This window comes from Legionella sp. 27cVA30, assembly GCF_024160945.1.
GTDB classification, from domain to species: domain Bacteria; phylum Pseudomonadota; class Gammaproteobacteria; order Legionellales; family Legionellaceae; genus Legionella_A; species Legionella_A septentrionalis.
Map to the genome: position 1 here is coordinate 164,510 of NZ_JAMYXK010000002.1, position 19,451 is coordinate 183,960.

Below are 19,451 nucleotides of genomic sequence, written 5' to 3' on the forward strand. Positions count from 1 at the left end.
TAAATGCATTTACAGTTATGTTTCCAAGTTTGCAGATGTTGTTATTCACTGAATGAACGATTTTATTAAATCCTTGCAGGCGCGTTTGCCAGAGCTTGAATGGAAGTTGCATGGTGTTATTTCCATAAAACCGGAGCAGCTTCCCAGAGGTTTGTTTAGACAAACGACGCCACAAGCTTGCGTTCGGGAAATTAGAGAAGATTTGACTCATTTGATAACCATGCAAAAGGATGGAAAGAGTGCCCAATATTTGGCAAAGCGCATCGAGCAAAAAATAAATGTATTGGTGCAGATTTGCAAAAATAATAGGGAGAAAAAAGAAACAGACGCGCAACCGCCATTTGGATTTAAATCGTTTGTTACGAGGCAGCAATGGTTGCAAGCTCTTGAACAAGAAATTGCGACATTATCAGCACAGCAACAGGCTCTCCTTGCAAGCCTGAAACAATTACAGAAAAAAAATGATGCGCAAGCTGTACTTGGCTTACGATCAGAATTAGGACAGTTGGAGCGCCAGTTAACGTTGGCCAAAGAAAAGTTTGCTCAAGTGCTTGCATAATACAGGCTTAATCAATGGAGCAGGGATGTTCAACAAAATTCTTGTCAGTAACCGTGGAGAAATTGCGTTACGCATCATTCGCGCCTGTAAAGAAATGGGCATTGCAACTGTAGCCATCTACAGTGAAGTTGATCGTTATGCAATGCATGTGAAGCGTGCTTCTCATGCCCATTGTCTAAGCAAAAATCCTCTGGATGCTTATTTAAACTGTAGACGCATCATCGAATGCGCAAAAGCCACGGGTTGCGAAGCCATTCATCCTGGCTATGGGTTTTTATCGGAGAATCCTGAATTTGCAAACCAATGCGAACAGGCTGGCATCGCTTTCATCGGCCCTGCAGCACCCGTGATTGCCACCATGGGTTCAAAAGTAGCTGCCAGGGATGCCATGCGCAAAGCAGGATTACCGATTATTCCAGGAAGCGTTGGGAATCTGGAAGATGTCACCGAGGCGATAGGCTGTGCTGAAAGCTTAGGTTATCCGGTCATGCTAAAGGCTACTTTTGGCGGAGGCGGCCGCGGTGTGCGTATTTGTCATGACCGCGAGGATGTCCGGCAACAATTTGCCAGAGTGCAATCGGAGGCGGGCAAAGCATTTGGTGATACGCATGTGTATATGGAAAAATTGCTGCATAAACCAAGACACATTGAAGTGCAAATATTGGCTGATCATTATGGCAAGGTATTAAATTTATTCGAGCGTGATTGTTCTATCCAACGCCGCCACCAAAAATTGGTTGAAATTGCCCCAGCACCCCGACTTGATGAAGTCACGCGTGGCAAGTTGTACGATTATGCGGTGCAAGCCGTTAAAGCCGTAGGGTATACCAATGCTGGCACCGTGGAATTCATGGTGGATGAAGAAAATAAGATTTATTTTTTAGAAATGAATACTCGTTTGCAAGTCGAGCATCCGATTACCGAACAAATCACAGGCATTGATATCGTGCAAGAGCAAATTCGCATTGCGGCAGGTGAACCATTGCGTTTTAGTCAAGAACAGATAACCAGGCGCGGGTTTGCCATGGAATTTCGCATCAATGCGGAAGATCCGCAAAATGATTTTCTCCCAAGTTTCGGGCGTATCACTCGTTATTACCCGCCGGGAGGTCCCGGGGTAAGAATGGACAGCGCCATTTATACCGGTTATGTAATCCCTCCGGATTACGATTCGCTATGCGCAAAATTAGTCGTATGGAGTTTGGATTGGGACTCTGTTTTACATCGCGCCCAGCGAGCGTTATCTGAGATGCGCTTATTTGGTGTAAAAACCACCATACCTTATTATCTGGAGATGCTTAATTCTGCGGAATTGCAGCAAGCTCAGTTTGACACCGGAATCATTGAAGCGCATCCTGAGTGGCTGAAATATTCCAATAAGTCCATACCACAGCACAAAGCTGCCATTATTGCTGCAGCCATTGCCATTTCCAATCAATCTGTTGAATTATAAGCTATAGCAATAGCGGTGTCCTATACTTGTTATATGGGGCATTTATATGTTTAAGATGAACTTACCTCTAAAGCAAATTCTTTCTACTCAAGCTTCGCCGCAAGATTTGTATTCCTTTTTTAAAAATGCAGGCGCTTTCGATAAAAGCGTTGAACGAATTGCTAGAGAGGCATTCGTCATCGTGGGTGAAAACAGCAAAAAGCCAAAATGTTTCATTAAAGATGCCAAGCGGTTAGTCGATCTTTATAAAAGCCATCAAGTTTTTGGAGAGGCTGATCCGGCAGATTATCGTTCAATTTTAAAAATGGTGACGAGTTTATCGCAAGATTTCACTTCGGAAAATTTAAAAACATTTGTTTTAAATCTTAATAATCAAAGTGGGATAATATTTCCTAATGATTTAGGAAAAAATGCTCTCCGACAATTTGTGGTATATGGTGATGATACGGTAGTCATCAAGCCAGGCATGGAAGCCGCTTTTAAACATTATTTAGAAAATCTGCAAAAATATTTAATAGCAGAAGAAAAAAGCTTAGAAGAAAAGAGGGCTTTTTATCGCGAAGAAATGCAACCACTATGCCTTGCCGCCTTAGTAGTTGCCGGCTCACCCAAATATGCACCTCCTGCGGAATCAAAAAATAATAGAGAGCAAACGAAAAATGTGGATTACAGCCTGCAATACAGAGCTTTGCTAAGCTTAGCGGAACTTGCCAACGACGATGCCGAGCTCTCTGATTTATTAGAGCAACGCCAGCAATTTTTGGCAGCTGTTCATGATACCCAAGTTGCTAAAAGCACCATACAAAATGTAGCGAAGACATTGGCTGACAAAGGGATCAATGCCACCTCGCTAACTACAGCAGATGACGAGCTTTATGTGCAAAAGATGAATACATGGCAGCATACCTATAAGTCTGATTTGGAAGTTTTTGCTGGGAAATTATACAGTTTAGTGCTGGGGCCGTTTCAACCTGATGTAAAAAAAATTATGGATACAAGTTCTCTTTTTTCCCATGAAAGAGGAGACGGGAATTTATCGTCAGGCATTCTTTCCTCATACAAAGAATCATTTCAATCTTGGAAAAGCATGGAAAAACAAGGAGTTTTTTCCATAAAAGAAGACCAATATGCAGAGCTTGCCAACTTGGTTGTGGCGTCCCTTCTCTTTAGAGAAAGAGATTTACATTATGGAAATCTTGGTTACATAGAAGATGAAACCGGCAAGCATTTGATAAAAATTGATCATGATCAAAGTTTATTTGACTTGCAGGAACCTAACCACGAAATAGCAGATATTTCAGCCAAAATTATTAATGAATTACCCATTATCAATGAGAAAAATTACGATTCACCTCTTGATGATGCACCTTTCAATTTTTTGGCAAAAAGCATTGGACGACTTGAACATACCATTATCAAAAATGAAATGGTCAGATTACAAACTGATCCTAAATTTAAGGATGCATTACATCATGCCTTATTAAAATGCAGCTTGGCTCCAAACAAGTTGATGAAAGATTTGGCGGATGAGCATATTCTTAATGCAAGCCATCGAGCTGCTGTTATGGAGAATGTGCAGGCAAGACAGGATAAATTATTTACGGAAGCTTTAAAGCTTGAGTCATTTCAGCAATTTCTGAATAATTTGCAACCTGAACAACTTACAGCAATTATTTCGGAGTACGGGGAGTTTCAACAGCAACAACCGGTTGCGAAGGGGGGTAATCCACTGTTTAAAGAAAAATATTTTTACCAGAGTTTGGTAAACCGGTTTGAGCATCTTAAAGAACAATGCAAGGAAAATAGCATTGAAACGCCAGCTTTTGCTGCTAAGATAAAAATTCTTAATGAAAAAATTGCCTCTATTGATGCGAAACTCATGGAAAATTTTCAAGATAAATTTGGTGCGCATACTCCCTCTGCTGAAATCGAAAAGGCTACGCCGCAGGCAAACGCCTTCAACCGTGCTTGGGAGTCTATAAAATTATTTTTTACTGCTGTGATGAGTTTTTTTTCTGTAAGCTCACCTTCAAGTGTCGATGAGGTTGAATTACAAGAGGCGACGCCTCCAACCGTTTCTCATGAGCGTTCAGGCAAGGGTGAGGAAGAAATTTCAGTACCTGAGGAAATACCTTCTTTGGAAGCAGTTGAGGCAGTTGACGAGCTTTCAATCGATGATATTGATCCTTCTCCTTTGCCTATCGAGCAAAACGCTATTTCTTTTTCTGGCGCGCAAGAAACGACGTTGGAATTATCTAACTGGCGAGAAATCAAGCCTGTGCCAATCATAGAAAATTCAACAGGAACCGAGACGGGAGAAGGCATGGAAGCAACTCGAATTTTCAAAGTAAAACTTAAGCAGCTCCAGCCAACACCTTCATTGCCTGCAGAGCAAGAAAAATCCTCCAATTTAAAGGTAGGAAGCCCTTGATTCAGGTTAAGTTTGCACCGTTATTAAATAATTGTCGATTAAACGTATTTCATCGATTTTTACCGCAGCAAACCGTCTGTTTGCGTGCTCCTCCACATAGTCAACCTGGATGGCATTTTCCTTAAGTTTGGTAAGGATGGCCTCACATGATGAACCGTGCAGAAAAATTTGTGCAAATTTTTCTGCACGCGCTCGCTGCTCCGAGTTTAAGCGGTTATTGCGGGAACTGAAGGCAAGACCGCTTTTTTCGCGTATCGTTGGGCAAGCTTTTATTTCAATGTCCATAAAAAAAGCGGCAACCATATCTTGAATTAACTGCAACTGCTGAAAATCTTTTTCGCCAAAATAAGCACGGCTGGGTTTGACTAGATTAAATAGCTTCATCACCACTGTGAGCACCCCGGTAAAGTGTCCTGGTCTTTGTCGTCCTTCCATTAACCCGCACAGCTCGTTTTCATGAATTTGATAACGATAGCCATCGGCATACAGGGTTTGTTCATCAGGCAGCAGACAATAATCCACTCCCAACGAAGTCAGCAACGACAAGTCAGCCTCCAAACTGCGAGGATAATGTATGAAATCCCCGCGTTGATTAAATTGCGTAGGATTAACAAAGATACTGGCTATCGTAATATCGTTCTCCTGGCGGCAGCAGTCATACAAGGAAGCATGTCCTGCATGTAAGTTTCCCATGGTGGGCACAAAACCTATGGTGTTGGTATGCGGCAGAGTGGCGCGTATGCGCACCCATTCTGCCAGGTCGTTTATTATGTGCATTGGCAATCCTTGTTAAAAAGTATGTTCGGCAGCGGGAAATTCGGTTTTTTGGACCTGCTGCACATAAGCATCAATAGCCTGTAGCATCAATTCCTTCGCCTGCGAGAAATGTTTGACGAATCGTGGCTTAAAAGCTGTTTGCAAGCCTAACATGTCATGCCAAACTAATATTTGTCCATCTGTTTCTGCGCCTGCGCCAATTCCGATGGTTGGGATTGCAAGGGATGCGGTGATGGATTTGGCTACCTGACTGGGGACACACTCAATGACTAGCGCAAAGCATCCAGCCGCTTCAAGCTGTTTTGCCTGTTCCAGCAAAAGCTTCGCCTCGTCATTTTTTTTGCCTTGCACAACATACCCGCCTAATTGATGTACAGATTGTGGGACTAGGCCAATATGGCCCATGACTGGAATCCCCGAAGTCACCAGGTAAGAAATCGTTTCACAAATATCGGGATCCGCTCCCTCCAGTTTGATGGCGTTAGCCCCCGCTTGCATTAATCGCTGGGCATTTTTCATCGTTTCAGCCCGGGAGATCCGGTAGGAAAGGAAAGGTAAATCGCTGACTAAAAATTTTCCACGCAAGCCCCGCGCTACGGCCGCCGTATGCATTTCCATCATGCCCATCGTGGCCATAATGGTGCTTTCATGGCCGTGAACCGTCATGGCAAGGGAGTCGCCTACCAACACGCAATCCACTTTTGATTCAGTGATCATGCAAGCAGAAGGATAATCGTAACACGTGAGCATGCTAATTTTAGCATTCAACTCTTTTTTACGTTTGAAATCGTGAATTTTCATAACCCCCCCTGAAGTGGAGGCATGCAGGCGAGTTGAAAAACATCAGGTACCTGTCGCATTGGATCAAGTCCTCCATTAATTAAATAATAACGTCACCGCTTAAGACAAGTCGGTGCGACAATCATCATCTTCCAAGTTGCAAAAGATGCTGCTTAATCATAATGAATAGGCATTAAAATGCAAGATGAGTTATAATTTAGGCCACAACGAAAATATATTTTTCATATGCCTGGCCTTATCACTTTAATAAAAGCAGGCTTTGAGAATACTATACGCCTTAACGTAATAACCAGCAGGTTTTTATATGCAACTTTCTGATTTATTAAGCCATCCAGGTGAACATTCCCTCTTTCTGCAAGGCGAAGCCGGCTCGATAGAAACCATGGTTACTGTGCCTGAGCAACCCCATGGAAAATTTATTGCATTATTAGGCCATCCCCACTCCCTGCAGGGAGGCACAATGAATAATAAGGTCGTAACCACCTTGGCTCGTACGTTTAAAGATATCGCAATACCAAGCATTCGCTTTAATTTCCGCGGCGTGGGAGAGTCGGCAGGTACGTATGATGGTGGCATAGGTGAGAGTGCAGATATGCGTCAAATTGCAGAACTTGCATTGCAAGCCATGCCCAAGGCCCAATGTATTTTTGCCGGATTTTCTTTCGGTTCTTATGTTGCGTATCGTGCTGCAGCGCATTTTGCTTCAAGAGTATTAATTACGGTGGCCCCGCCGGTTCATCATTTCGATTATCACGAATTTTTACCCCCACACCCCTGGATCATACTGCAAGGGAATGACGATGATGTTGTGCCAGCTTCATTAGTACTGGATTTTTGCAAAACCATTTCCCCAGAGCCTTACTTGTTGCAGTTTGAGGAAACAGGGCATTTTTTTCATGGCAAGTTAATTGAACTTAAAACGCGTTTAATTGAAGCTTTGCGCTCTGAGGCTGGGATCCCATGACTATTCTTGCCCGCTATGATTTAGCCATCGAGCAAGGGGAAATTACAAATGATCCCTTACAAAGACAAATCTTACCCCACCTACAACGCATAGCCGATGAATTAAGCAATGATAAACGTTCATGGTTGAGACGAGGGCAGAAAAAACTGATTCCTGGCATTTACTTGTATGGGCCTGTAGGCGCTGGGAAAACGTATTTAATCGATTTGTTTTATGATGCCATTGGCGAGCGGCGCAAGGCGCGTTTTCACTTCCACCATTTCATGCAACAAGTGGATGCAGAGCTGCGGCGCCTGCAAGGTCAGCAAGATCCGTTGCGTAAAATTGCTGCCAACCTGGCCAAAACCACGCGGGTTTTGTGTTTGGATGAATTTTTAGTCCATGATATTGCAGACGCGATGATTTTAGGTGAGTTATTGCAGAATTTAATCGCTCAGGGCGTTATTTTGGTTGCCACGTCCAATACCCGTCCCGATGATTTATATCTTAATGGTTTGCAAAGGATTCGCTTTTTACCGGCTATTGATTTGCTGAAACGCCATTGTGAAGTGTTGGTTCTAGCAGACAACCGCGATTATCGATTGGGGCGAACGCCTTTACTCAAAGCGTACCTAACGCCTTTGAGTGAAGAAAATGAGCAAATATTAAATCAACAATTCCATGCAATTTCAGCAAATGTCAGCGAGCAAACAAAAATTTGCATACAAAATCGGGAGATTCCCTGTATAAAATACAGCGAGCGTGCGATTTGGTTTAATTTTGATGTCTTATGCAATATTCCACGCAGCCAATTGGATTATCTGGAAATAGCAGGGCGGTTTGAGACAGTTTTTGTCAGCAAGGTTCCTGTTTTAAGCCGTGATGATACCACCAAGGCTTTGTTGTTTATGCATTTTATTGACGTCATGTATGATAAGGGGGTACGGGTTATCCTTTCTGCAGCGGTAGGAATCGAGCAATTATACAGTGAAGGTGCTGTTTCAGTTTCTTTCCAGCGTACATTAAGCCGTTTGCATGAAATGCAATCCATTGATTATTTGCGCAGGCATAAGCGTCGGGAAGACGTGCAGATGCCGGTTAATTGAGAATGATTATCATTTATGTTAAAATGAATTTTTTTCCCTTCCGTGCTTTATATCATGATGACAATTAATGATTTAATTCCAGGTGAGCGCGTGCGTTTGGTTGATTTTGGTGGGACACCTGCGCCTTATCGTAGACGCTTATTGGCGATGGGCGTTACCCGTGGCGCGGAAGTGTTAATAAAACGCGTGGCTCCATTGGGTTGTCCTGTACAAATCGAAGTACGCGGTACTTCCTTGACTCTGCGTAAAGAAGAAGCGAATTGCTTGTTTTGGGAGCGGGTATGACGCATGTTGTTTTGATAGGAAATCCGAATTGCGGGAAGACTACCGTATTTAATGCATTGACTGGGGACAAGCAGCGGGTAGGAAACTGGCCTGGAGTGACGGTTGAAAAGAAAACGGGTGTATTTTCATGCGCCGGGCAATGCATTGCAGTGACCGATTTACCCGGTATTTATTCCTTGGTGTGCACGCGTGAAGGCTCAAGCCAGGATGAACAAATTGCGGCACAAGCATTACTTGATTTAAATCCCGATATCTTAATCAACATCATCGATGCCTGTCATTTGGAGCGCCACCTTTACTTAACCAGCCAATTATTGGAATTAGGCAAGCCCGTTATCGTGGCTCTAAATATGACGGATATCGCAAAACAGCGCGGTATTGCAATTGATAACCAATTGCTTGCCTGTCAATTACAATGTCCGGTTGTGGAGCTACAAGCACACAAGCAAATGGGTATGGATGAATTAAAGCAAATGGTTTTGACCCATGCTGCACCCGCAATACCCATGGCTTTGGCATTACCCAAAACGGTGCGCCAAGCCTTAGTGATGTTGGAAGAAAGCTTGGCACAATCCGCCTATCCTGTTGCAGCGCATTATTTGGCGCATCGTATGTTAGAAGGGGATACCTTGATTGCCAAAAAATCTGCTCTCGCAGTAGGCGATGCAGATGTGGATATCGTATTGGCTGATGCCCGTTATAAAGCAGTGCATCAAATAATTTCCATAGTACAAAAAAAGAAAACGGATGCGAGCGATCATTTAACCGCAAAAATTGACAAGGTGGTGTTGCATCGATTTTGGGCATTTCCCATTTTTTTTGCGGTTATGTATTTGATGTTTTTATTTGCCATCCATGTGGGCGGTATTTTTCAGGATTTCTTTGATATCGCCACAGATGCAATTTTTGTGCAGGGTTTTGCCTCGGTTTTGCAGCGGTTTCATGCTCCTGGCTGGCTCCTTGCCATAGGGGCAGAGGGTGTAGGGAAGGGCATCAATACGACCTTAACGTTTATTCCAGTCATTGCTTCGATGTTTTTTTTCTTGTCTTTATTGGAGAGTTCCGGGTATATGGCAAGAGCAGCTTTTGTCATTGACAAAGCGATGCGGCTCTTAGGATTGCCTGGAAAATCATTTGTGCCGATGATTGTCGGATTTGGATGCAATGTTCCTGCCATCATGGCAGCGCGTACCTTGGATTCCGAGCGCGATCGTTTGCTGACTGTATTGATGAGTCCTTTTATGTCTTGTAGCGCGCGCTTGGCTATTTATGCCGTCTTTGTAGCAGCATTCTTTCCAAGCGGCGGGCAAAATGTAGTTTTTTCATTATATCTTTTCGGCATTTTTATGGCCGTGTTGACCGGGTTTCTTTTAAGGAAAACCCTGTTGCGTGGGCAGGCTTCCCCTTTGATTTTAGAACTTCCGGCTTATCATAGGCCCTCTCTGCGGCGATTATGCCAAGAAACTGGCTTGCGTTTGCGTTATTTCATTCTCCGTGCCGGAAAAATAATCATTCCGGCATGTGTGGTATTGGGTGGATTAAATGCTTGGTTCATTCCTGCTGGCGAAGGGTCTTCCCTCAGTATTTTAGCTTGGCTAGGTCAATGCATTACCTCTATCTTTTCTCCCATGGGTTTGCATGCTGATAATTGGCCAGCTACGGTAAGTTTATTAACGGGTTTATTGGCAAAAGAGGTGGTTGTCGGCTCTCTTAATACTTTGTATGCACAAATGGGTGGGCTCGCGCTCACGCCAGCAAGCTTTGACTTGTGGGGGAGTTTACAAGCTGCTTTCCTTTCAATCCCGCAAAACATTGCAGCCCTTGGGCAGGCTTTCTTTCATCCGCTGGCTGAAAGTGCGGCTGTAACGCAATTACCACAGACTGTATACGGAATTATGTACCAACAGTTTGACGGAAAAATAGGGGCTTATGCCTACCTCTTGTTTATTTTGTTATACATTCCTTGCGTTTCCACCATGGCAGCTATCCGCCAGGAGGCAACGCGCAAATTGATGTGGTTTTCGGTGGCTTGGTCGTTACTGGTTGCTTATGCTGCTGCCGTATCTTTTTATCAATTGGCTACCTGCATGAGGCACCCACAGCAAACGCTGATTTGGCTTGCGGTGATTTTTTCAGCTATTGTCATTACTGTACTGACTTTGCGTGCGGTAACTTCAGGAGGAAGTCATGCTGTTACAAATTCGTGAGTTTATCCGCCGTGAACGCGTGGTTAGCATGCAGCAACTGGTGCGTGAATTTGGCATGGATGAGCAGGCGTTGCAACCGCTGTTAACCCTTTGGAAAAATAAGGGGGTAATCAAAGAATGCGAGGATAAAGCAGGTTGTCAAAGCAGTTGTCTTCGCTGTATGAAAAAGCCGCCTGCTTTTTACCAATATCTTGGCTAAGCATGATTTTACTATTATTTTTCAAATAATATGGATAGCAATCGGGTAAATTTAGGCTAAAATTAGCTTATACGAACTTAAGCTATCCGATGTAATAATGGCCGATCCTAAAGACTTTCTACCAGAAGATTTTGAGCAGTTGGCTGAGGAACAGCGCAAGCTTTTACGAGAAGATGAAGAATATGACCCAATTGCTCAAATAGAAAAAGTCTATCAAATTTGGTGGCATTGGGCTGACTTTCATCTATTCATCGTAAGCCCCAGTATTTTTGATACCATTGCACCGCCAAAGATTATCCCTCCGGAAATTTTAGAAGATGGTACCCGCGAATTTGTCTATACCATTCATGACCACGGTTATAAGTTAAGTGCTTCTAAAGGTGAAGATATGTATATAGCGGGCATGTCCATGTGCAAGCTTTATTATACAATCGAAAAAATGATTTATCTTTTAGTGGAAAAACTAAAAGCAGGCGAGATAGGCACGGAAACCGAAGTGCAAGTTGCATTCGGCGGCCATGAGCTTGCGCAGCGTAAGGCATTTGAGTCCATTATTAATTTGCTTTATAACGTCGTGGTGACTAATTTTGATCCCGGTATTTGGGGCGAGCGTTATTTACAGACTGTTAAACGTTTATCTGATCAAGGTTATGGTTATCCGACGGAAGCCCCAAGAACCCCTTATCGTACCCCACGTATTTCAAGTTCTCCTTCTAAACGCTGATTATTTGGCTTTTAGTCCATTTCTGCAACAGCAAATCAGGCTTCTTAAAACCGATTATCCTCAGAGAAAATGCGGGTATGATTAAGAGCAGTCGGGTGATGAGTTGCCTGTGCGTGAATCGCCCATGCAAAAATATGAGCTTGATGTTCCAGGCACGCATGCCAATAGTTTGGCCGCCAAAGCGGCATGATAAAGCATAATAGGAATATGCCAGGATAAGAAGAGCGGTTTGATACCATAAAGTGGCTGGAGGAATACCATGACCGTTTCGTAAGAAAATGCAGCAAAGGGTAAATATGAAAAACAGGGCAGAAAGGATAATGAAATCATAAAACAAAGACGCAAAATAACGAAAGACAAACATGTTTTATCCTTTTTTTAAGATGCGTGTACTCATTTAATTGCAATTATCGATTAAAATCAATTTTTGCTGTATTCAGTAATTTTACCAGTATAAGGTCAAGAAAGACCGCCTTATTTATGCGCGCCATGCCTTTTTCCAGGTTAAACTTTGCGTGAAAAAAACAGAGTGGTATACTTCCCAAGTTTTTATATAGGGCTTGTTATACTTGGACTCAAAGTAAACATACCAATAAGGATGAAATGCACTGTGAACCAAAAAAGACCAGTTAATCTTGATTTGACCAGCTTAAAATACCCGCCGATGGCCATTGTTTCTATTCTGCATCGGATTTCGGGCCTGATTTTATTTATATTGTTGCCAGTAATGTTATACCTGCTGGGTATGTCCCTGCGTTCAACCGCTTCATTCCAATTGTTGCAGAATTTATTGGTGCATCCTTTTTATAAACTCATGTTGTGGGGCTTTAGTGCAGCGCTTGGCTATCATCTATTGGCCGGGATCAGGCATTTAGCCATGGACATGGGGTGGGGAGAAGGGCTTTGTGCGGGACGGCGCAGTGCTGTTACTGTTATTGTTCTGGCTGTAATTTTAACCATCGCACTAGGAATTTGGATATGGTAACGAATGTCACGAGTTTAACCGGCAACGGTCTAAGAGATTGGTTGATTCAACGTTTTACTGCCGTTTATCTGGCTATTTATTTTTTATTTTTATGCGGTTTTATCCTGTTTCACCCGCACATGCAATTTAATCAATGGTTTGTTTTATTCCATTCTCCAGTAATGCAAGTCGCCACGGTGGTGGCTTTGCTGAGTTTCCTTCTGCATACCTGGATTGGGGTATGGACGGTGACCACGGATTACGTCAAATGCAAAGCAATACGCTTGTCATTGCAATTTTTTGTGATGTTATTTCTGTTGGGTCAATTCATCTGGGGCTTAATGATTGTTTGGGGATAATAAATGGCTTTTGTACGTAATAAGTTTGATGCAGTAATCATTGGCGCCGGGGGAGCAGGCATGCGTGCTGCTCTGCAGCTGGCCAATTCTGGTATGAAAGTCGCATTGCTGTCTAAGGTTTTCCCTACACGCTCACACACAGTTTCTGCGCAAGGCGGAATTACTGCGGCCCTAGGCAATGCCGATACTGATGACTGGCGTTGGCATATGTACGATACGGTGAAAGGCGCAGATTATATAGGCGATCAAGATTGTATCGAGTATTTATGTAAAACCGGCCCGGAAGCCGTTTATGAACTTGAACACATGGGATTACCGTTTTCGCGTATGGAAAACGGGAAAATTTATCAGCGGCCTTTTGGCGGTCAATCCAAAAACTTTGGCGGCGAACAAGCCACGCGTACTTGCGCTGCCGCTGATCGCACCGGGCATGCTCTGTTGCATACGCTTTATCAGCAAAATTTAAAAGCCAAGACACATATTTACAGCGAGTGGTTGGCTTTGGATTTTGTTAAAGACGCTGCAGACAATATTGCCGGCGTTACCGCGCTTTGTATTGAAACAGGCGAAGTCGTTTTCTTTCAAAGCCGGATTTGTATTTTAGCAACTGGGGGAGCCGGGCGTATTTACCAGTCCACTACCAATGCATACATCAATACCGGCGATGGTTTTGGTATGGCATTACGCGCAGGCATTCCCTTGCAAGACATGGAAATGTGGCAATTCCACCCCACTGGTATTGCCGGCGCCGGTACGCTGGTCACTGAAGGTTGCCGGGGAGAGGGTGGTTATCTCATTAATAAGGATGGTGAACGCTTCATGGAGCGTTATGCCCCGCACGTGAAAGATTTGGCATCCCGTGACGTAGTTGCCCGTGCGATTGCGCTGGAGCTACGCGCCGGCAAAGGTTTTGATCCGCAAGGCGTGGATTACGTGAAATTAAAGCTGGATCATCTAGGTGCGGATTTGATTAAATCCCGCTTGCCTGGCATTCGCGAATTGTCCTTGCAATTTGCCGGAGTTGATCCAATTGTTGAGCCTATACCCGTGGTTCCTACCTGCCACTACAGCATGGGTGGTATCCCAACGAACATTCATGGCCAGGTGATAACGAAAAAACATGGCCGTGAGGAAATCGTACAAGGCCTTTATGCAGTGGGAGAATGCGCGTGCGTCTCGGTACATGGCGCGAATCGCTTAGGTGGAAATTCTTTGCTGGACTTGGTCGTTTTCGGCCGTGCTGCCGGCCTGCATGTGGAAGATTTGTGGCTATCGCAGCAAATGCCGGCCATGCCTTATGTGACTGATGAAGATGTTGCTGCCGGTTTGGCACGTTATCAACGCTGGGAAAATTCCAAAGATGGTGAAAATCCAGCGATAATCCGTGAGGAAATGCAACGAGTAATGCAAGAGGATTTCGGCGTGTTCCGTACTGGGGAATTTATGCAACAAGGATTGCATAAACTGCAAACCTTACGCGAACGCCTGGCGCATGCAAAATTACTGGACAAAAGTGAAGTCTTTAACACGGAACGCGTAACGGCTCTAGAATTGGATAACTTGATGGCTACTGCTTATGCGACGGCAAAATCGGCTCTGGCGCGTACGGAAAGCCGCGGTGCGCACAGCCGCGAAGATTATCCTAAACGCGATGATGAAAACTGGATAAAACATACACTGTATTTTGCTGCAGATGATCATATTGATTATCGTCCAGTAAATACCACACCTAAATACGTCGCGCCGTTTGAGCCGAAAGAACGAGTTTATTAAGAGGATATGCCATGGCTGATATTAGAAATCTGACCTTATCCATTTATCGCTATAATCCAGAGGTCGATACCAAGCCTTACATGCAAGATTATGACATCGCAGTCCCTGCCAAAAGCGACCCGATGCTGCTTACCTTGCTAGAACGCATTAAAATGGAACAAGATCCAACCCTAAGCTTTCGCCGTTCTTGCCGCGAAGGGGTATGTGGTTCCGACGGTATGAACATTAATGGGACGAATGGCTTGGCATGCATTACCCATTTATCTACCTTAAACACGGATAAGATCATCATCAGGCCGCTTCCTGGTTTCCCGGTAATTCGGGATTTGGTTGTTGATATGACACAATTTTACCAGCAATATGAGCGCATCGAGCCTTATTTACAAAATGATAGCAGTGCTATCCCTGCGCAAGAATATTTGCAAACTCCTGAGGAGCGCGCCAAATTAGATGGTTTATATGAGTGCATACTATGTGCCTGCTGCACGAGCTCGTGTCCTTCTTACTGGTGGAATCCAGATAAATTCGTAGGACCCGCCGGCTTATTGCAGGCTAGGCGGTTTTTGGCAGACAGTCGAGATACCGCTACGATTCATCGTTTAAACAAATTGCAAGATCCATTTAGTGTGTTTCGTTGTCGCACCATTATGAATTGCGCAAATGTTTGCCCGAAGGGACTCAATCCATCCAAAGCTATTGGTGAGATACGGCAGCAAATGTTGACCGAAGAAACTTGATTGTGATTTCCGCTGTCCCTGGTTGGGACACGCCCTTTGGAGAAAAGTAATGAGCAGCGATCTGCAAAAAGAATGGGCCACTTCCTATTTATCAGGCGGAAGCATGGCTTATGTTGATGCTTTGTATGAAGATTATCTGAACGATCCGCAATCAGTGCCTGAGGATTGGCGTGAGGCTTTTCATGCACTGCCTAAAGTAAACGGACAGGTTGACGAAATTTCCCACCGCGATATCCGTAATTATTTTTTGCAGAATGCCGAGAGAAAAAATATAAACGGCGTGAGTGCAGACATCAAGCAAGCAGAAGTAGCCCACCTGATTAATGCTTACCGCACGTATGGTCATTTATTGGCAAGACTCGATCCTTTGGAAATGGCTGAGCGGCACCCGGTGCAAACCCTTGAGCTTTCTTACCACAATCTTTCCGAAAAGGATTTGCCGAAGACTTTTTTTGCCGGCAAGACATTTGCAAAAGAGCGCATGCCCTTATCTGAAATCCTGCAAGCTTTGCGCGACACGTATTGCGGCAGTATCGGCATTGAGTATATGCACATTGCAAATACGGCTGAAGTGGAATGGTTGCAAGAAAAACTTGAATCGGTGCAAGGTCAGCCAGGTTTTGCTCCTGAAAGAAAGTTGGAAATTCTTAAAGAATTAATTGCTGCGGATGGCCTGGAGCGCTATTTGGGCACTCGCTATGTCGGACAAAAGCGTTTTTCTCTGGAGGGAGGAGATTCTTTAGTTCCGATGATGAAAGAAATCATTCGTCAAGGTGGAAAATATAAGGTTAAGGAAATAGTCATCGGCATGGCGCATCGCGGCCGCTTGAATGTGCTCATCAATGTTCTTGGCAAGGAACCCGATCAGTTATTCCAAGAGTTTGAAGGGAAAGTCGACTCTAAACGTACCGGCGATGTGAAATACCACATGGGTTTTTCTTCCGATTTAAAAACAGAATCCAACAACGTGGTGCATGTAGCGTTGGCATTTAACCCCTCGCATCTGGAAATCATTGACCCGGTGGTGCAAGGTTCTGCCAGATCGCGCCTGCGCCGTTACCTGGATTTGGATGAAAAAAATACCGTGGTACCGGTTATCATTCATGGTGATGCCGCCTTCGCCGGGCAAGGCGTTGTGATGGAAACGTTCAATTTTTCCCAAGCCCGCGGTTATGCTACCGGCGGTACTGTACACATCGTCGTCAATAATCAAATCGGTTTTACCACCAGCAATCCATTAGATGCACGCTCCACATTGTATTGCACAGACGTGGCGAAAATGGTGCAAGCTCCTGTTTTGCATGTCAATGGCGATGATCCGGAGGCGGTAGTCTTCGCTACCCAGATTGCATTTGAGTTCCGCATGAAATTCAAGCGTGATGTAGTCTTGGATTTAGTTTGCTATCGTCGTCACGGCCATAATGAAGCAGATGAACCATCAGTAACTCAGCCCTTGATGTACAAAAAAATCAAATCCATGCAGCCGCTGCCGGAAATTTATGCTAAGCAGCTGGAGCAGGCTGGTATCGTCAGTAGCGATAAGATAGCGGAATTTGCTGAGACTTATCGGAACAAACTTGATCAGGGCAAATCCGTAGTCGAAACGTTTAAAGGCAATTATGACGGGAAGAAAGCAGTAGATTGGACGCCTTATGTTGATGCGAAATGGACGGATAAAGTCGATACGACGATAGACGAAGCGACTATACGCATGTTATCTGATAAACTGCACAAGCTCCCTGCAGGCTTTCATCTTCATCCCGTGGTGAAACGTTTACTGGGCGAGCGTGAAAAAATGGCTGCTGGCGAATTGCCCATGAACTGGGGGTTTGCTGAAACACTGGCTTATGCAACTCTGTTACACGAAGGACATCCTGTGCGAATTTCCGGGCAGGATTCAAGCCGGGGCACGTTCGCGCACCGCCATGCGGTATTGCACGACATGGAAACAGGCCATACCTACACGCCGCTTGAAACTATTTCAAATGCGCCCGGACGCCCATTTGTGGTCATTGATTCCGTCTTATCTGAAGAAGCCGTATTGGCATTTGAATATGGTTATGCATCTTCTGAACCGAATTCGCTTGTTATTTGGGAAGCGCAATTTGGCGATTTTGTAAACGGTGCACAAGTTGTAATAGACCAATTTATTAGTTCAGGCGAGCAAAAGTGGGGACGGCTCTGCGGTTTGGTTATGTGTTTGCCTCATGGTTATGAAGGGCAAGGCCCGGAGCATTCTTCTGCCCGTCTGGAGCGCTTCATGCAATTGTGCGCTCAGCAAAATATCCAAGTGTGTACGCCGACCACCCCTGCGCAAATATTTCATTTATTGCGCCGTCAAATGTTACGCAACTTCCGTAAGCCACTGATCATTATGACGCCTAAGAGTTTATTGCGGCATAAATTAGCGGTGTCGTCATTGCAGGAATTGACGCAAGGCGGTTTCCAGAACGTGATTCCAGAAATCGATGAATTGCATGCTGAAAGCATTACAAAAGTGGTGTTGTGCTGTGGAAAAGTTTACTATGATTTGTTGCAGAAACGTCGTGAAGCAGAATTAAACCATGTGGCTATTATCCGCATTGAACAACTCTATCCATTCCCGAAAAAGGCTTTGGTAAAAGAGTTGGCCAAATACCCGAATGCCAAGAAAATAATATGGTGTCAAGAAGAGCCACAAAATCAAGGCGTATGGTTTTCTTCCCAGCATAACATTGTGGATTGCCTGCAATCTTATCAAACACTTTCTTATGCGGGTCGTGGTTTTGCTGCATCCCCGGCGGTAGGCAGCCCCAAGCTTCACGCCCAGCAACAGCAACAATTAGTAGAAGAAGCTTTACTGGATTAGCCGGCATGAGGCTCCTTGCGGGCCACCCGGCTTTAGGGTTTTTAAAATTACGCATAGAAAAGAAGGTAAAATTATGTCTATTGAAGTGAAAGTACCTGCCTTACCTGAGTCAGTGGCAGATGCCACTATTGCAACTTGGCACAAAAAAGTTGGGGACAAAGTCACTCGCGATGAAAATATACTGGATTTAGAAACGGACAAAGTAGTTTTGGAAGTACCAGCCCCTGCCGATGGCGTATTGCAGGAAATTTTATTTAAAGAAGGTGATACAGTCCAAGCCGGAGAACTTTTGGCGCGCATCACGCAAGGCGATGCCACTGCAGAAGCTGCCCCACAAAAATCTGAGCAGAAAACAGAAGCTGTTGAAGACAAGCAAGCTCATGAAGATAAAGCAACCAGCCCAGCTGTGCGGCGAATGCTGGCTGAGCATGATTTGCAACCTAGCCAAATTAAAGGGACAGGCAAAGAAGGGCGCATCACCAAAGAAGATGTGGTTTCTTTCATTGAAACCAATCGCGATAAAGCCGGCAAATCTGCCGAAGTGCAAACCCAGCAAAAAGAATTGCCTGCTGCTGATGGGGTGCGCGAGGAGCGCCGTGTTCCCATGTCAAGATTGCGCGCTAAAATTGCTGAACGTTTGCTGCAGGCGCAACATAATGCGGCAATGTTGACTACTTTTAATGAAGTCAATTTAAAAGCAGTCATGGAGTTACGCACTCAATATAAAGATAATTTTGAGAAAAAACATGGCGTGAAACTGGGTTTTATGTCTTTTTTCACTAAAGCTGTTGTGGAAGCTTTGAAACGTTTCCCTGCAGTAAATGCATCCATCGACGGGCAAGATATTGTCTATCACGGCTATTATGACATTGGCATTGCCGTTTCTACCGAAAGAGGTTTGGTTGTGCCTGTATTGAGAAACGCCGATCAAATGAGCATGGCGGAAATGGAGCAAAACATTGGTGATTTTGCTACGCGGGCGCGTCAAGGCCGGCTTACCATGGAAGAAATGCAAGGTGGTACGTTTACTATTACCAATGGCGGGGTTTTTGGCTCTTTATTAGCCACTCCGATTATTAACCCGCCACAAACTGGAATTCTTGGCATGCATAAAATTGAAGAGCGCCCGGTGGTGGAAAAAGGTCAAATCGTAATTCGCCCCATGATGTATGTGGCTTTATCTTACGATCATCGCCTGATTGACGGCAAAGAATCCGTACAATTTCTAGTTACCGTCAAGGAATTGCTGGAAGATCCAGCCCGCTTGTTGTTAAACATTTAAAAA

18 protein-coding genes are annotated in these 19,451 nt (G+C 44.4%); 15 read left to right on the plus strand and 3 right to left on the minus strand.

All coding sequences use genetic code 11. The annotated features are described in order from the left end of the window. The first annotated feature begins 52 nt into the window (after positions 1-52). Genes NKV53_RS06055 through NKV53_RS06065 form a run of 3 tightly spaced genes read left to right on the plus strand, consistent with a single transcriptional unit; the run spans position 53 to position 4,443 of the window. Entirely contained in the window at positions 53-559 is a 507-nt protein-coding gene (locus tag NKV53_RS06055) for a hypothetical protein (RefSeq protein ID WP_126953749.1), read from the plus strand. A gap of 25 nt (positions 560-584) precedes the next feature. Continuing rightward, complete coding sequence (locus NKV53_RS06060; RefSeq protein WP_126953748.1) at positions 585-2,012, plus strand: acetyl-CoA carboxylase biotin carboxylase subunit; 1,428 nt, start codon at positions 585-587, stop codon at positions 2,010-2,012. Positions 2,013-2,058: 46 nt separating this feature from the next. After that, the gene (locus NKV53_RS06065) at positions 2,059-4,443 is read left to right on the plus strand and encodes a hypothetical protein (protein ID WP_253350862.1); all 2,385 of its coding nucleotides are present in this window, start codon (positions 2,059-2,061) and stop codon (positions 4,441-4,443) included. Between the two features lie 6 nt (positions 4,444-4,449). Here NKV53_RS06065 and panC read toward each other — a convergent pair whose 3' ends face one another. Together panC and panB are read right to left on the minus strand one after the other, a co-directional pair. Then, the gene (gene panC, locus NKV53_RS06070) at positions 4,450-5,220 is read right to left on the minus strand and encodes a pantoate--beta-alanine ligase (protein ID WP_126953746.1); all 771 of its coding nucleotides are present in this window, start codon (positions 5,218-5,220) and stop codon (positions 4,450-4,452) included. A 12-nt stretch (positions 5,221-5,232) separates the two neighbouring features. After that, positions 5,233-6,021 carry a 3-methyl-2-oxobutanoate hydroxymethyltransferase gene (panB, locus tag NKV53_RS06075; RefSeq protein WP_126953745.1) on the minus strand — a complete coding sequence of 263 codons (789 nt, stop codon included), beginning with the start codon at positions 6,019-6,021 and terminating at the stop codon, positions 5,233-5,235. A 304-nt stretch (positions 6,022-6,325) separates the two neighbouring features. Between panB and NKV53_RS06080 the strand changes: the two genes are divergently transcribed. The 6 genes from NKV53_RS06080 to NKV53_RS06105 all read left to right on the plus strand — a co-directional run bounded on the left by NKV53_RS06080 (position 6,326) and on the right by NKV53_RS06105 (position 11,485). Then, a complete protein-coding gene (locus NKV53_RS06080) occupies positions 6,326-6,985 on the plus strand; it encodes an alpha/beta hydrolase (RefSeq protein ID WP_126953744.1) in 660 nt (219 codons plus the stop codon). Next, positions 6,982-8,070: a cell division protein ZapE gene (zapE, locus tag NKV53_RS06085; RefSeq protein WP_126953743.1), complete on the plus strand. Its 1,089-nt coding sequence runs from the start codon at positions 6,982-6,984 to the stop codon at positions 8,068-8,070. Before NKV53_RS06080 ends, zapE begins: the two co-directional genes overlap by 4 nt. A 57-nt stretch (positions 8,071-8,127) precedes the next feature. Beyond that, a complete protein-coding gene (locus tag NKV53_RS06090) occupies positions 8,128-8,355 on the plus strand; it encodes a FeoA family protein (RefSeq protein WP_126953777.1) in 228 nt (75 codons plus the stop codon). Next, positions 8,352-10,562 carry a Fe(2+) transporter permease subunit FeoB gene (gene feoB / locus NKV53_RS06095; RefSeq protein WP_126953742.1) on the plus strand — a complete coding sequence of 737 codons (2,211 nt, stop codon included), beginning with the start codon at positions 8,352-8,354 and terminating at the stop codon, positions 10,560-10,562. Before NKV53_RS06090 ends, feoB begins: the two co-directional genes overlap by 4 nt. Continuing rightward, positions 10,543-10,761, plus strand: coding sequence for a FeoC-like transcriptional regulator (locus NKV53_RS06100; RefSeq protein WP_126953741.1), 219 nt, complete (start codon positions 10,543-10,545; stop codon positions 10,759-10,761). Before feoB ends, NKV53_RS06100 begins: the two co-directional genes overlap by 20 nt. A gap of 97 nt (positions 10,762-10,858) precedes the next feature. Then, positions 10,859-11,485: a virulence factor gene (locus tag NKV53_RS06105; RefSeq protein ID WP_126953740.1), complete on the plus strand. Its 627-nt coding sequence runs from the start codon at positions 10,859-10,861 to the stop codon at positions 11,483-11,485. On the opposite strand, the gene NKV53_RS06110 is transcribed toward NKV53_RS06105, so the two are convergent. After that, entirely contained in the window at positions 11,475-11,849 is a 375-nt protein-coding gene (locus NKV53_RS06110; protein WP_127032526.1) for an RDD family protein, read from the minus strand. The two genes, NKV53_RS06105 and NKV53_RS06110, sit on opposite strands and share 11 nt — an antisense overlap. Positions 11,850-12,095: 246 nt before the next feature. Here NKV53_RS06110 and sdhC point away from each other — a divergent pair, with 246 nt between their 5' ends. The 6 genes from sdhC to odhB all read left to right on the plus strand — a co-directional run bounded on the left by sdhC (position 12,096) and on the right by odhB (position 19,448). Further along, positions 12,096-12,470, plus strand: coding sequence for a succinate dehydrogenase, cytochrome b556 subunit (sdhC, locus tag NKV53_RS06115; protein ID WP_126953738.1), 375 nt, complete (start codon positions 12,096-12,098; stop codon positions 12,468-12,470). Then, positions 12,464-12,808 (plus strand): succinate dehydrogenase, hydrophobic membrane anchor protein, encoded by a 345-nt coding sequence (gene sdhD / locus NKV53_RS06120; RefSeq protein WP_126953737.1) that lies wholly within the window; start codon positions 12,464-12,466, stop codon positions 12,806-12,808. The genes sdhC and sdhD overlap by 7 nt, the downstream gene beginning before the upstream one ends. A 3-nt stretch (positions 12,809-12,811) precedes the next feature. Continuing rightward, positions 12,812-14,581, plus strand: coding sequence for a succinate dehydrogenase flavoprotein subunit (gene sdhA / locus NKV53_RS06125; RefSeq protein WP_127032523.1), 1,770 nt, complete (start codon positions 12,812-12,814; stop codon positions 14,579-14,581). 11 nt (positions 14,582-14,592) lie between these two features. Continuing rightward, positions 14,593-15,318, plus strand: a complete 726-nt coding sequence (locus NKV53_RS06130) for a succinate dehydrogenase iron-sulfur subunit (RefSeq protein ID WP_126953735.1) — start codon at positions 14,593-14,595, stop codon at positions 15,316-15,318. A gap of 49 nt (positions 15,319-15,367) precedes the next feature. Then, positions 15,368-18,166 (plus strand): 2-oxoglutarate dehydrogenase E1 component, encoded by a 2,799-nt coding sequence (locus NKV53_RS06135; RefSeq protein WP_126953734.1) that lies wholly within the window; start codon positions 15,368-15,370, stop codon positions 18,164-18,166. A 73-nt stretch (positions 18,167-18,239) separates the two neighbouring features. Then, entirely contained in the window at positions 18,240-19,448 is a 1,209-nt protein-coding gene (gene odhB / locus NKV53_RS06140; RefSeq protein ID WP_253350863.1) for a 2-oxoglutarate dehydrogenase complex dihydrolipoyllysine-residue succinyltransferase, read from the plus strand. The last annotated feature ends 3 nt before the right edge of the window (positions 19,449-19,451 follow it).